Consider the following 14,015-nt stretch of genomic DNA (forward strand, 5'->3'; position numbering starts at 1 on the left):
TTTACTTTTTCACTCTTTCATAATAGCTGTCATCTGGAGTATATACTACAATTTTATCCTCTTCTTTTATAAACTGAGGCACGTTAACGCGCATTCCGTTTTCTAAAATTGCAGGCTTATAAGAAGCAGTGGCAGTTTGTCCTTTAATAACAGACTCTGTTTCTTTCACAGCAAGTGTAACATAATCAGGCACATGCGCAGAAATTATTTTGTCTTGATAAGTTACTATTTTAACTTTCATATTATCCTGTAGATAAATCTTTTTTTCTCCCAATAAGTCCAAATTTATAGTGATTTGCTCGTAATTACTTGGATGCATAAGATTTACAATGTTTCCTTCAGTGAAAAGGTAAACATACTCCTCTTCATCTAAAATTGCCCTTCTGATTGTTGCATCAGAGCGAAATCTTTCATAGTGTTTTGCTCCGGTTTTGATGTTTTTCATTTCGGCTTGTATGTATGCACCACCTTTACCAGGTTGAGTATGCATAATACCTACAACCAAAAATAATCCGCCGTTATGTTCCAACACCTGACCTGGTCTGATATCGTTAGCTCTTTCTGCCATAATTACATTTTCAGTTCGATCTTACAATTATAAATAGCTTTATATAAATATCAAAGTCTTTATTAGTCAATAAATTCTGGCATATTGAGCACCATATACCTCTCCTTCATGTTTATGTGTGGAAACATTTCTTTGGTAAAAGACAGCATAATGCGTTTTTTTGTGCTGATAACTAAAATTTCTAATATATCCCCTGAGCCGAAATTATATATAGATTTTACATTGCCATATAATTCATTACTTTCCAGCCTTACTTCCATATCTACAAGGTCACTTTGATAAAATTCATTCTCATCATTTAGCTTCGGTAGCTTGCTTCTTTCTATATACAGCTTCTTATTCCTTAAAAGCTCTGCTTCATTACGGGAATTTACTCCGCTGATTGTAGCTATTACTAGATTATCACCTATGACGGATACTAAGTCTATTTTATAATTCTCATCACCACTTATTAGCTCACCATATAAGGAGATATTTTCAGGTTTTTCGGTAAAAGTTTTTAATTTAACAGCTCCTTTAATTCCGTGAGGAGAAGTAATCATTCCGAGGCATACCAGATTGTCGTTCATATTAAGATGATAACTAATGTTGGATTTTTTGTCTATAAGGCATAAAATACCTAAAAATGTTTGTTGTAATTCTATCAATACAATGTATTATGAAATACATTGTATTGATAGTGGGAAGATATGAGTCAATGTATTACTAATCAAATAAAAGAGCTTATCCCTCATTTAAAGGAAGTTAATAGTAAGCTACAAGGTGAATCTATAAAGCTCTTCAGTGACAAAGAATCTATAATAGTAGAACGTCGTAAACCTGTTGTTGAAGAGATGCTAAAGCATCTAGAAAGTTCTTCCATCACTAACTGTAATACTATGATTGATGCAGAAACTGGGTTTGGCAAGACTTATGATATTGGATTGTGGAGTCATGCGCTAGCTCAAGCAGGATATCACCATTTAGTTGCAGTGCCAAATGGTAATTTAGTTGAACAAGCTAAGAAAATGATAGATGGTGCATTTACTGTAGATGTTAAAACACCTAAAACTGTGCAAGAAATTAAAGATGCGCTGAAAGTCACTGAACCTACAACAATTATAGTAACACATGATCTGCTTTTACAGCAAGAGAATGATCGAAAATTTGAAAAGCAAAACGGTGAAAAGCCTAAATTGTGGGTTAATGTTGATGAAGCAGATAGCATTAACAAGCAGCAGGCCTTTGAAAATATGTGCAAACTTGATGCGGAATATCCTACGACTTACCTAACCGCAACACCAAAGAAAAGGATCTTAAACAGATGTGGAAAAATTATCAGTCCTACCAGATCAAGTAGACGCTGCATTGCAAACACTATCAAAACAGTAAATGTTATTGCAAAAACTAATGAAAGAGAAAAATTCAACCGAGCATTCGTGGTGAATGTTGCTGCTACCATAATACCTTTAATTACATTATTCCCTATTATAAATAGTAATGTTGCTGCAATAATTGGTCTAACTTCAGATCATTGGCTGTATTCCGCTTTAATTGAGAATCTATATTGTATAGTTTCTATGTTTATATTTAGTATAGTAATGTTGCCAATTTGGTGGGTGTTGACCAAAATAACTGGAGTAGAATCAAAAGAACTGTTCCTTAGGTTTGCTGCTAACGTGCGCAGCTTATTTACTAGGGAAAAGTCTAGTCCAGCTCATGAATATGTTGAAGAATGTGAAGAAGTTTTTAATTACAATAAACTTGTTGACTATGATAATCTGCTGGAATCTGTAAGGTGGAACGTACAAAGCCCAATTGGGGAAAATGCTCTTATTCTAGTTGATGATGTGAATAGCATAATTAACCTTAGCTTTGCATTGCAAGGTAAGAATAATTTGGTATATGAAGATGGTACGCGTTATGAAGTTTATAATAAATTTCAGCCTGAAGGGATGTCGTACCAAGATTACAGACTCAAATTACGTCAATCAAACTTTATAAACTGCGTTAAAAAGCAACACCCTGGTCTAACGGAAAAACAGATATCTAAATTGAAAGACAAGGTAGATTTTAGCAATACTGCTAAGTATCTAGAATACAGAGTAATGCACTCAATGATTGATCTTACACTTTCGTATTTAGTGGAATGCGATAACACCGCTTTGGATAAACAAAGAAGAAAAGATTTAGGTGGATTAATAGAAGAGGTTAAAAATAAGGTTAGTACTGCTAATGATAGCAGCATTACAGATTTTCTAAAGAAAAAAGGTTTTAGTGAGAAGTTCGCTAAGGATGAGCTTTTACCACAGATAAAGACAGTAATTAAAGCATTGAGTAAAAGCAATGATAAACAACGCAGTCTAATAGTTGATAACTGGCACTTAAGTAAAGAGCTGCATAATCTCATGGAAAGAAGAGAAGATGTACTACGTAGTTTCTATAGAGAAAACAAATGTATTTTTGCAGGACTTGGAAAAAATGATCTTGGTATTGAGACAAATAAACCTTTTTTTGAAATAACACGTAATGACGCAGGTAAATATGGAGCTGACTATTGTAATTATGACCAAGGCGATTTAAGCACATTAGCTAAATATGCGTTGACAACAATTATAGACGAGTCAAAAGGCCGTGGTTTCGATAGTGAGTATAATCACGTTGCATCAATATTTACAGATTCAACTAGTCAGTTCAACAATCCAGCAGAAGCTTTGCAGAATTTGGGAAGAAATAGAGAACGCAATCCTAACAGGCAACCTTGGTTTTTTGCTGCTGGAGGTGAAAAAATTGAGTTATTTGTAGATAAAGTTTTAGCAAAATTAAAAAGCGCACCGCAGGATTTTTGTCAAAAGGTTTTATTTCCAGCCACTGATAGGTACAATAAACTAATAAAAAATAGAATGGGAATAGAGCTTGGAGAAAAAATAGAGATCTATATTAGCGAAAACATGGATGCACTAGGAAATATCGATGACGCAGCTCTGAAAAAATTTTCAAAGGATTTGATAAAAGAGGTGTATGAAAAAGTACATGATATAAATGATTTTGACGTAGGAAAGACAGAAGAAGATTTACGTGAGATTTTAAAAAGCACAGAAAAATATCTTTGTTCATATGAAGACAGAATTAAAAACAACGGTAAATTATCTTACACACGCTCAGTTCTATTTTCTGTGGGAAGTGCTATTGTAAAGTCCATGTATTATCTATGGGCAGGATTTGACTATTTAGTCTTTTTAGCTAAAGCGTATAATGTAGGTAAGTCTGAAAATGCTGATGCAAAGGCATATGTGCACATAATCAGAAACTGCTACTTTGAAAGTAGTGTGAAGGCTAAAAATGTATTAGGTCATGTATTAAAAATTGCCGAAGAAAATGACGATAGTTTTACACAAAATAGTTTGTACGAAGACAATGGAGATAGGTGTAAAGAAAAAATCATCTCATACTTTCAATCTAAACAATATATATATGCATTAGATAAAACGATTTCTCGCATTGAAAATGAGCATTTAGCAACAGTTTTGAAAGCCGTAGGTTGCAGAGATGATGCTAATAAAACAGCACAAGAAATTAAAGACTTTTTGTACGATTTAAAGAATTTAAGCTGCGCAGACTTTAGAAAAAAGCATTATTGTGGATGTTCATATAAAATGAGCAATGTATACAAGATCAATAATCAAATTAGTATGGTAATTGATGAAGTTATAGATTGCCATAAATGGCGTCATGGAGTAATTTCAGAGCGGGACAATCTTTTGAGAGGTTTTTTTCCAGAGTTGGAAGAAAATTTTGGTTTAGAACTTAAATTAAAAACTAACCATAATATTTTTAAAGTAAAAGTTAACAATAACTTTTCTGAATTATATCGCAAGAACTGGAAAGAACATTCTAGACAAAGGATGGTCTTGGGTACAGCTATGCTATTCATCGGACTTATAGTTTCAGCGAATCTTATATATGAAATATCATTAGGCCATACTATGCTATTGCCATCACTTTGCGGTTTTATAGCATTTGGACCGCTAGCATTTTTGTGTGGTGCATTATTATGTGGAATAACGACCTATTTAGTGAAAGGGACATTTTTTCTTTTTGGAATACCAATCCTGTTAGGGGAATTATCGAAATGCGTTTTTAGAAATGATTTAGTACAGGATTTATCAGAAACGATATTATCATTTGGTAATAGCGTTTTCTTCCAGGCTCCAAAAAGCATCTTACAATCATTTATATTTGAAGATGCAACAAAGTTTGACTCACTAAGTGATATAAATGGACTTACATTGATAAAAGAGCAAGATAAGGTAAAATGCATGAATGAAGTAGCTACTACTATAATTTCGGTACAAACAACAGTTGGTAAACAGCCAGATCTTACGTGTGTATTTGCTTGATTTCACTAGAAGATTTCTCAGATAAATATTGAGTCAAAATCTCGATGCCTTCATCAATCTCTTTTTCAGTGATAATTAGTGGAGGTAAAATTCTCACAATGTTATCTGATGTTACCCCAACAGTAAGCAAGCCGCGATAACTTAGCTCTTCTGCAAACTTTTTATTGTTTGCTTTCACCTTTATTCCAAGCATTAACCCTTTCCCTCTCACTTCTTCTATTATTGGAAATTTACTTGCTAAGTCTTCTAATTTATTTTTTAAATACTTACCTCTAATTTCAACATTTTTCAAAAAGCCAGGACTGAGCAATTCTTCGAGCACAGCATTACCTACTGAGGTTGCAAGCGGATTGCCACCAAAAGTGGAACCGTGCATACCGACCGCCATATACTTAGCAGCCCTTGCAGTTGCAAGACAAGCCCCTAGCGGAAAGCCTCCTCCTATTCCCTTTGCAAGAGCACATATATCAGGTTCCACTCCTATATGTTCGTATGCGAATAATTTTCCTGTCCTACCAGCACCGCATTGTACGCAATCAAAAAATAACAATATGTCATTTTCATCACACAGCTTTCTTAGTTCTTTCATAAAGACTTCATTCATTACTTTGATACCACCTTGCCCTTGTATTGGTTCTATTAATATAACGCCTATACCACTTGAAATTGCTTTCTTTACACTCTCAATATTGGGCTCGATATTATCACACCAATCAATACATGGACTCAGTAATTCAGAAAATTTCTGTTTATCGTTTGCAGCACAAGTTAGGAAGGTTCTTCCATGAAATGCACCATGGAATGTTAAAATTCTGTGACGGTTTTTATTGCCTTTTCCGTTTTGATAGACCCTAGCAATCTTAAGCCCACATTCTACTGCCTCTGATCCAGAATTTGAGAAAAATACAGTGTCAGCGAAACTGTTGTTTATTAATTTTTCTGCAAAATTATTAGCAGCAGGTATATTATAGGTATTTGATATATGCCATAATTCTTCTCCTTGCGATTTTAGAGCACTAATTAATCGCGAATTAGTGTGACCTAAGCTACTAACGGCTATTCCAGAGTGAAAATCTACGTAGCGCTTACCGTCAATATCATACAAGTAAATACCTTTACCATAAGAAAAATTTATGTTAACAGGCGAATAAACTGGCAAAATAGGAGAAATTGTCATAAAATATTATATGCTAAATTTTATTATTAATAACATAAAAACCGTTGTTTCACAATAAGAAGAATATGTATAAGCTAGGTAAATCAATGTTTTCTGTGCTGGAGAAAAACAAATACACAAAAGTTATTGCATTACTCTCATCGATCTTTATGATTTTATTCAGTGTGATATATTGTAATTATTTACTAAGGAGTAATTTCCTTTCTTCTTACCGTGACTCAAGTGTAAACTTAAAAAGTATACTGGAAAATGGCATAATAAAAAAATACCATTATTTACTAATAGAAAAGCATCACATTAAATACAAAAATTTTGACTACATAAACCAACTGGTAAAACTGCGTGCTGAATTATTACAATCAGTGAGCAAAGTAAAGGATTTCAGCTTAATACTGTATGATCAAAACAGCAGAATAATATTCAGTAATTTTAACACTCAAGATTATGATTATGAACAGTTACTTACAAACGATGAAATTGATAAACTATTAAGTAACCAAGAAATATTTTATACTACAGGAAATACATTAACTTCTATTTTTCCTATATTCCATGAAAATAGCGTTAAACCTTCGTTTTTTTTGAAGATTCTTCGAAACTACAATAATTCTTATGTTATAGCATATGGCCTATTTTTAACATTTTTGGGCTTAATATTAATAATTTTAATATTAATAATGTTCTATTTGCACTTTTCTAATACCCAAATGCTAGCCAAGCAACATAAAACTAACATTGAATTACAGCAGATAAAAGAGGCATTAGAGCAAGAAAATGCAAATAAGCTAAAATTTTTTGCAAGCGTTACACATGAATTACGCACACCTCTTAATGCTATTATTGGATTTGCGGAGTTGATCAAAAATGAAACTTTAGGTTCAATGGATAACTCTCAATACAAGGAGTATGCAGACGATATATATAATGCAGGAACACACTTACTTACCTTAATTAATGATGTGTTAGATTTTTCAAAAGCTGAATCAAGTAGTTTAACAGTAGAAAAAGTGAAGTTTAACCTGAACAAAATAATAGATTCATGCGTAAATATGCTATTACCTAAATTAAAAGAAGCCGGGATTAATTTAAAAAAAGAGACGACTAATAAACAATTATTAGTCATTGCAGATCCTAAGAGAATGAAACAAGTTATAATAAATTTATTATCAAACTCAATCAAGTTTACTCCCAAAGATGGTTTAATAAGAATGGTGATAAAAGAAAATATAGAAAAAAACTTATTAACTATTGAGTTTCATGACAATGGAATAGGAATAATGCAGCAGGATATATATAAAGTTATGTCTGTTTTTGGCCAAGCAGCTTCGGGATATAGAAATGAAGGTACGGGCATCGGATTACCGCTAAGCAAGAAATTAGTAGAGTTAATGGGTGGAACTTTCGACATTAAAAGTGAAGCAAAACTTGGTACTACGATAACATTGAACTTCTTTTATGAAGAACAAACATGTGAAGATTCGATTGATTTTTAATAGGATCTATTTGATATGGTCTTGAAAACCACACTTTATCAAAAGCAGCAAGCCGAGAAGGTAGATACCATCTGGCTAGTCAACAAGAAAATTATAAAAATTGAATCTCAAGCTGTATTGTAAAATCAAAAAATACTTCTAACTGTGTAGCGGTATACAGATTATAGTTAGTGGATATGTTGATAAGTAAATTAGTTATACCAATTCCCGCTATACAAGTAACGGATAGACAATAATGGAAAAAAAGCCATACTGGAGTAAGTAAAATAGCGAGGTTTAAATGGCATTAAGATCAAAATTATTGGATGAAAAAGTGAGCAAAAGAAATGCTGAAGAAAGTAAGAAATAATGCATATGTTGCAAAAAAACTAAATGCTGTAATTGCAGCAAAAAAGCATAGTATAACAGCCGTAGCAAAAATATGTTGCATTTCAAGAAAGGCACTTACTGCATGACCTAAAATTTGGCAGAGAAGAAAAATTATTTGCTCCACCTCAACGCCGTAGAAAAACTATATTGAACCAAAGTCAACGTGAACAAGTTGAGGTGTGGATAGAGGAAAACCCCAATATTACTATAAAAGAAATGAAAATAAGAATTCAGGAAAGGTTTGGTTTAGCAAGTTTACAGTACACCGTAATATGCAAAGAATGAAATTCTCATATATCACACCAAGACCAGTGCATAACGGACAAGATAAAAGTAAACAAGAGGAGTTTAAAAAAAAATCTTAATGAAACTATTGTCATGTATCCTGAAAAAGAGCTGTTTTTCTTCGATGAATCGCGGTTTGGCACACATTCAAAGATTGGACACGGGTGGTTTAAAAAAGGCATTAGGACACAGGTTAAGGTAAAACTACTATAAGGACTATCTTGTACGTTGGGATCAGCTCCCTGATCTAACAAGCATTGGACTAGTGGTGCACATGCAGCACTTTTCCTGCATTGAATGGCAATGTGCAGTAGCGTTGTTTCTACTTCATAACCATCGTCTAATTTGAATCTGAAGTTTGGATTAAATTCACTACTTTTCCATTCTTCATATACATTATTAAGTTCTTCTCTCAGCTAATTTTTTATTTCATCATAAATCTCAATAGAATCACCCTTACCAGAATCAATGGTGTCACTTATTCTTGCTAATATATTGTCAAACTTTTTGAATTGAGATTTATCTTGTGGTGCCATATTACCAACCTCTAGAATAAAATTATTTAATTGTACAATAAAGCTAAAGAAAGTCAAGTCCAGCACTTATTCAGGAAACAATAGCTTAAAAAGAGACTTAGTGTTAAATTTCTAATAGATTACTTATAAAAATAAATCTTATGGAAAGCAGAGCTAAGGCTTGGTTCATTTGGCTGATCAGTAACTTGGTTGTTATATTCAGCAATATTCAGATAGTTTATACTTTTATAAGTGTGAATCTTGAAAAAGAACTTGGACTTACAATCGCGCAAGTTGCGCTAGCTAACTCAGTATATACTTGGACTTTTGCTATCTTACAATTTTTTAGTGGGGCAACGTTTAATGTTTTTTCCAGTAAAAAAATTTATTTTTTCTCGTTATCAACTATGATCTTGGGGTTTTTTGTCCTTATTAATAGTGACAATTTTTCCCATTTGATTTTATCTCAAGTATTGATTGCAACTGGAGCATCATTTGGTTTTATTGGTGCTGCTCATACAAGTAGCATATGTTTTTCCATTGCCCAATTTGGATTAATGTTTTCACTAGTGCAGACAATTTCAAGTCTTTCCGCTTTGGTGATTCAAATGTTGTTCTCTAGCTTGCTTGCCGAAGGTGCAGATTGGAAGAATCTGATTGTATGCATAATACTATTTGGTGTGTTGATATTTGTACTTACGCTTTTTTGTCCAAACACACTTCCAGAAAGCAGTTCAGAAGAATGCACAATAAAAAGCTCTATAAGAACAGTAATGTGCTCTGTACTCAAAGTGCTAAAATTAAGAGATATCTGGATAACTTCAGTGGTGGGTGCTATTACTTTTGGAACATTTTTAGCACTGAATACCTTGTGGGCTCCAAGGTTACTGAGCAACTCAGAACTTGATGCAGTGGAGTCAGGTGTAGCAACCGCAATATTATGGCTTGGTCTTGCAGTTGGTGCTCCAATTGCAGATCGAATCTCAAATCTATTTAAAAATAGAAGGCATGTAATCTCTGCTTTTGCTCTGTTACAAGGTATTTCAATGATTATTTTGTTGTACAGCCACTTAACAGTCCACGTTGTGTACTTTTGTATGTTAATGTTCGGGTTTTTTGCGGGAGGACATATGCTTAATTTTACTGTCGGCAGCGAGATTGTGAAACGAAAATACATTAGCACATCATCATCCATTATCAATGGGTTTATGTTTATTGTCAGCGGAATTATAGTGTCAATGCTAGCACTTTTTACAGATCATCAAATGGCGCTTTTTGCAATATTTGTAATGTTGGCAGTTGCTAGTATTTTAAATTATGCTACAGAAGAGACATACCCTAAAAAATAAAGTAGCTGAATCTCGAGTCGATTGCTATATTATATTTACGTATTGTAATATTTATCAATAATGGATCACGTTACAACAAAAGACACAACAGTAACTAAGGCAACGATAGCTGAAAATATAAACCAAGAAATAGGATTATCAAAGGAAGACTCTGCTTCGATAATAGATGATATATTGAACGAAATAAAGACAAGCTTGGCAAAGGATGGAATAGTAAAAATATCGTCATTTGGAACATTCTTGGTTAAGAAAAAGAAGGAAAGACCAGGAAATATACCAAATACATCAGAGAAAGTGATGATTCAGGCAAGAAATTCAATTTCTTTTAGGCCTTCAAAAATTATAAAAAAATTAATCAATAATTAATGAATAAGGAAAAATTATTTTATACGATTGGGGAAGTAGCTGAAGAGCTACATTTGGAACAGCATGTTTTAAGATTTTGGGAAGGTCAATTTCATCAAATTAAGCCTACAAAGCATAAAGGAAGAAGGCTATATGATCTTAAGTGTATAGAGGCTATAAAGAAAGTAAAATACATGCTATATGATAAAGGATATACAATAAAAGGAGTGCAAAAAGAATTTGGTAATGATATAAAAGTCAATCGTGATCCAAAGAATTTGTTGCAAGAACTTACCGATTTGAGGGATTATTTAACTAGTAAAATAAATAACGAGGAAAGTAACGAACAGGCGTGAAACACTACGTCTCGCTAAAATTTTGGAGTTTTGTGAGAGTTGATATATCTAAAATGTGGCATATAGCTTCATTTCTTATATTATTAGCAATATTAATAGGCTGTGGCCTGCAAAAACCTGCACCTGTGCTGCTTAAAGGCGAAGAATTTTACGGAAAAAGAGAGCTGGAATATACAAGAGAGTACCATTTAATTAGGGAGCCTTTAATAAAAAAAGAAAATAGAAAAGCCATCATAAACAGGATATACAAAAATAACAATAATGCACAAAACGTGGGGGTAAATTGCAAATTTGTAATGCCAGTTAAAGGTACAGTTATTTCAGCTACCTCTTCTGATGAAATGTGTAAGGATGGCATAAAAATTGCTGCTCAAAATGGAACGAATGTAGTTGCCTCTGCACCCGGCAAAGTGGTATATGTAGGCAAAGGGCTGAGATGGTATGGAAATTTAATTATAGTAGAACACAAAGATAATTACATGACTGTGTACTCCTATTTAAAAAACATACATGTTGAAATTGGTGATAAAGTAAAGCAAGGTCAAGTGATTGGATCTGCAGGTAAATCAAGCACACAAGATAAAGATCCACAGATGTGTTTCACAATACGGCATAATGGCCAAGCGGTTGATCCTTTGATGCATATGAACTGTAATTGAATTTGGATTTATATGAAATATGATTTTAAAAGTGTTGAAAAATTTTATCAAGATAAATGGGATTTTTCTGTAAGCAAGAATAGTGAACAAGAGAAATGTTACGTATTGGAGATGTTTCCATATCCATCCGGTAAAATTCATATGGGGCACTTACGTAACTATGCAATAGGGGATGTGATAGCGCGTTACAAGAGAGCTCGTGGATTTGAGGTTTTGCATCCAATTGGCTGGGATGCGTTTGGATTACCAGCTGAAAATGCAGCAAGGGACAATAATATTAGCCCTGAAACATGGACAAAAGAGAATATAGATAATATGCGTACACAGTTGAAATCTATAGGTCTTTCTTATAATTGGGAGCGTGAACTCTCCACATGTGAGCCTGATTACTACAAACACGAACAAAAATTTTTCCTGGATTTTTTAAAGCATGGGCTTACCTATCGAAAAGAGTCATGGGTTAACTGGGATCCAGTGGACCAAACAGTGCTTGCAAATGAACAGGTGGTTGATGGAAAAGGGTGGCGATCAGGTGCAGTTGTTGAAAAACGTAAGTTGTCCCAATGGTTTTTAAAGATTACTGATTTCGCTGAAGACTTACTCAAGTGCCTGCAAAGTTTGAAAAATTGGCCAGAAAAAGTCAAAACAATGCAGGAGCGTTGGATAGGAAAATCTGAAGGAGCAACTATAGAGTTTGAAGTAGTTGGCTTAAATAAGAAATTGAAGGTTTTTACAACTTATCCTCATACTTTATTTGGGGCTTCTTTTTGTGCAGTGGCAGCAGAGCACCCTATTGTGCAGGATTTAAAAAATAAAGAAATACAGGACTTTATCGATAACATAAAAACAAATGGGGAGAATGATGAAAAAATAGGAGTTTACACCGGATTAAACGTTAAGCATCCATTTCTTGATAAGGAATTGCCGCTTTACATAGCGAATTTTGTGTTGATGGAATATGGGGAAGGCGCGATTTTTGGTTGCCCTGCACATGATCAGCGTGATTTTGAATTTGCACAGAAATATGATTTGCCGATTATTCCCGTAGTTCGTGAAGAGGGTACACAAACTATAGAGACCTTGAAGGTCGTTGATGGGATAATGTTTAACTCTGAGTTCTTAAACGGATTAACGGTAAGTAGAGCAAAGGAAGTAATCATTAAAAAGCTCAAAGAAAAAGGGATAGGTGAGAAAACAACAAACTATCGTTTACATGATTGGGGAATTTCGAGACAACGTTATTGGGGATGCCCTATACCTATAATATATTGTAAAGATTGTGGAACTGTGCAAGTGCCAGAAAAAGACCTTCCTTTGGTTCTACCTGCAGATGTAGAATTTACAAGTGGTGGCAATCAGCTGGATAAGCACCCAACTTGGAAGTTCGTTGATTGTCCAAAATGTGGAAAGCAAGCAGAGCGTGAAACTGATACATTCGACACCTTTTTTGAGTCTTCCTGGTATTTTGCTGCATTCTGTAGTGAAGATAAATCAATAGACAAAGATGCATGTAATCGTTTTATGCCTGTTGATTATTATATAGGTGGGATAGAACATGCAATTCTGCATTTGCTTTACTCACGATTTTTCTGCCGTGCTTTAACCAAATGTGGCTATTTTGCTATTAAAGAGCCTTTCTCTACTTTAATCACTCAAGGAATGGTCTGCCATGCAACTTATAAAGAAGAAAATGGTAAGTGGCTATTTCCCGCAGAAGCAAAAGAGTTGATTGCACAAGGAGCTAAGGTTCAAGTGGGCAAAGTTGAAAAAATGAGCAAGTCGAAAAAGAACACAGTTGATCCAAATTTTATCATAGAAAAGTATGGTGCTGATACTGCTCGCTTGTTTGTGTTGTCCGACACTCCTCCAGAAAAAGATATGGAATGGTCCGATGATGGCGTGGAAGGTTGTTCTCGTTATGTAAATAAATTGTGGCGTATGGTCATGCAGCTGAGACCTGTAAATATACACTATGATAATGAAAGTATTACGGGTGGACTTCTAGAGTACAGAAAAAAAATTCATAAACTCTTACACGGACTTACAGATGACTTGGAAAACTGCAGATTAAACTGTGTAGTGGCAAAATTTCGTGAGATGACGAACTTAATAGCTGAAATAGATGTAAAAACTGGAAAATCTCTTATTGATGAAGGTATATGTATATTAATCAGAGTAATCGAACCATTCATACCACATCTAGCTGAAAGCCTATGGCAAGAAATAGGAGGTCAACCTTGGCCAAAAGCTGATGAATCATTATTAGTTGACGATACGGTAACTATAGCAGTGCAAATCAATGGAAAATTACGCACAACAATAAAGGTAGCAATTAACTTACCTCAAGAAGAATTGAAGAAAATAGCGATAGACTCTGTGTCCAGTAAGATCGGTCAAAGCAAAGTTCGCACTGTATATGCTATACCAAATAAGATAGTAAATATAGTTATATAAAAAATCCGAGTGTATCTGTTCAGGCAATGGCGTCAACTTAAGGGAAAATATCAGTGATAGTGTATA

10 protein-coding genes and 2 pseudogenes are annotated in these 14,015 nt (G+C 33.9%); 8 read left to right on the forward strand and 4 right to left on the reverse strand.

Features of this window, described 5'->3' with window-relative positions; translation table 11 throughout:
- Nucleotide 1: 1 nt before the first annotated feature.
- A complete protein-coding gene (gene efp, locus AAGD91_RS01320) occupies nt 2–568 on the reverse strand; it encodes an elongation factor P (protein WP_341821221.1) in 567 nt (188 codons plus the stop codon).
- 62 nt (nt 569–630) lie between these two features.
- A complete protein-coding gene (rimM, locus tag AAGD91_RS01325; protein WP_253307237.1) occupies nt 631–1,137 on the reverse strand; it encodes a ribosome maturation factor RimM in 507 nt (168 codons plus the stop codon).
- A gap of 120 nt (nt 1,138–1,257) precedes the next feature.
- On the opposite strand from rimM, the gene AAGD91_RS01330 reads away from it, so the two are divergent.
- On the forward strand, nt 1,258–4,947 hold the full coding sequence (locus tag AAGD91_RS01330) for a DEAD/DEAH box helicase family protein (RefSeq protein ID WP_341821222.1): 3,690 nt from the start codon (nt 1,258–1,260) through the stop codon (nt 4,945–4,947).
- On the opposite strand, the gene AAGD91_RS01335 is transcribed toward AAGD91_RS01330, so the two are convergent.
- Complete coding sequence (locus AAGD91_RS01335) at nt 4,928–6,124, reverse strand: aspartate aminotransferase family protein (protein ID WP_341821223.1); 1,197 nt, start codon at nt 6,122–6,124, stop codon at nt 4,928–4,930. The two genes, AAGD91_RS01330 and AAGD91_RS01335, sit on opposite strands and share 20 nt — an antisense overlap.
- Nucleotides 6,125–6,189: 65 nt before the next feature.
- On the opposite strand from AAGD91_RS01335, the gene AAGD91_RS01340 reads away from it, so the two are divergent.
- Together AAGD91_RS01340 and AAGD91_RS01345 are read left to right on the forward strand one after the other, a co-directional pair.
- Nucleotides 6,190–7,617 carry a HAMP domain-containing sensor histidine kinase gene (locus AAGD91_RS01340; protein WP_341821224.1) on the forward strand — a complete coding sequence of 476 codons (1,428 nt, stop codon included), beginning with the start codon at nt 6,190–6,192 and terminating at the stop codon, nt 7,615–7,617.
- Between the two features lie 280 nt (nt 7,618–7,897).
- Nucleotides 7,898–8,478, forward strand: a pseudogene (locus tag AAGD91_RS01345) (winged helix-turn-helix domain-containing protein); the annotation flags it as partial.
- 50 nt (nt 8,479–8,528) lie between these two features.
- On the opposite strand, the pseudogene AAGD91_RS06310 reads toward AAGD91_RS01345, so the two are convergent.
- A pseudogene (locus AAGD91_RS06310) lies at nt 8,529–8,687 on the reverse strand (hypothetical protein); the annotation flags it as partial.
- A gap of 260 nt (nt 8,688–8,947) precedes the next feature.
- Between AAGD91_RS06310 and AAGD91_RS01350 the strand changes: the two are divergent.
- From AAGD91_RS01350 to leuS, 5 genes are read left to right on the forward strand one after another with little or no spacing between them, the layout of a single operon-like run.
- Nucleotides 8,948–10,135, forward strand: coding sequence for an MFS transporter (locus AAGD91_RS01350; protein WP_341821225.1), 1,188 nt, complete (start codon nt 8,948–8,950; stop codon nt 10,133–10,135).
- 60 nt (nt 10,136–10,195) lie between these two features.
- Complete coding sequence (locus AAGD91_RS01355) at nt 10,196–10,501, forward strand: integration host factor subunit alpha (RefSeq protein ID WP_341811964.1); 306 nt, start codon at nt 10,196–10,198, stop codon at nt 10,499–10,501.
- Complete coding sequence (locus AAGD91_RS01360; RefSeq protein ID WP_341821226.1) at nt 10,501–10,836, forward strand: MerR family transcriptional regulator; 336 nt, start codon at nt 10,501–10,503, stop codon at nt 10,834–10,836. The genes AAGD91_RS01355 and AAGD91_RS01360 overlap by 1 nt, the downstream gene beginning before the upstream one ends.
- Before the next feature lie 53 nt (nt 10,837–10,889).
- Complete coding sequence (locus AAGD91_RS01365) at nt 10,890–11,495, forward strand: M23 family metallopeptidase (protein WP_341821482.1); 606 nt, start codon at nt 10,890–10,892, stop codon at nt 11,493–11,495.
- A 12-nt stretch (nt 11,496–11,507) separates the two neighbouring features.
- Nucleotides 11,508–13,949, forward strand: coding sequence for a leucine--tRNA ligase (leuS, locus tag AAGD91_RS01370; RefSeq protein WP_341821227.1), 2,442 nt, complete (start codon nt 11,508–11,510; stop codon nt 13,947–13,949).
- The last annotated feature ends 66 nt before the right edge of the window (nt 13,950–14,015 follow it).

The sequence above is a fragment of the Wolbachia endosymbiont (group A) of Myopa testacea genome (genome assembly GCF_964027115.1).
GTDB lineage: Bacteria > Pseudomonadota > Alphaproteobacteria > Rickettsiales > Anaplasmataceae > Wolbachia.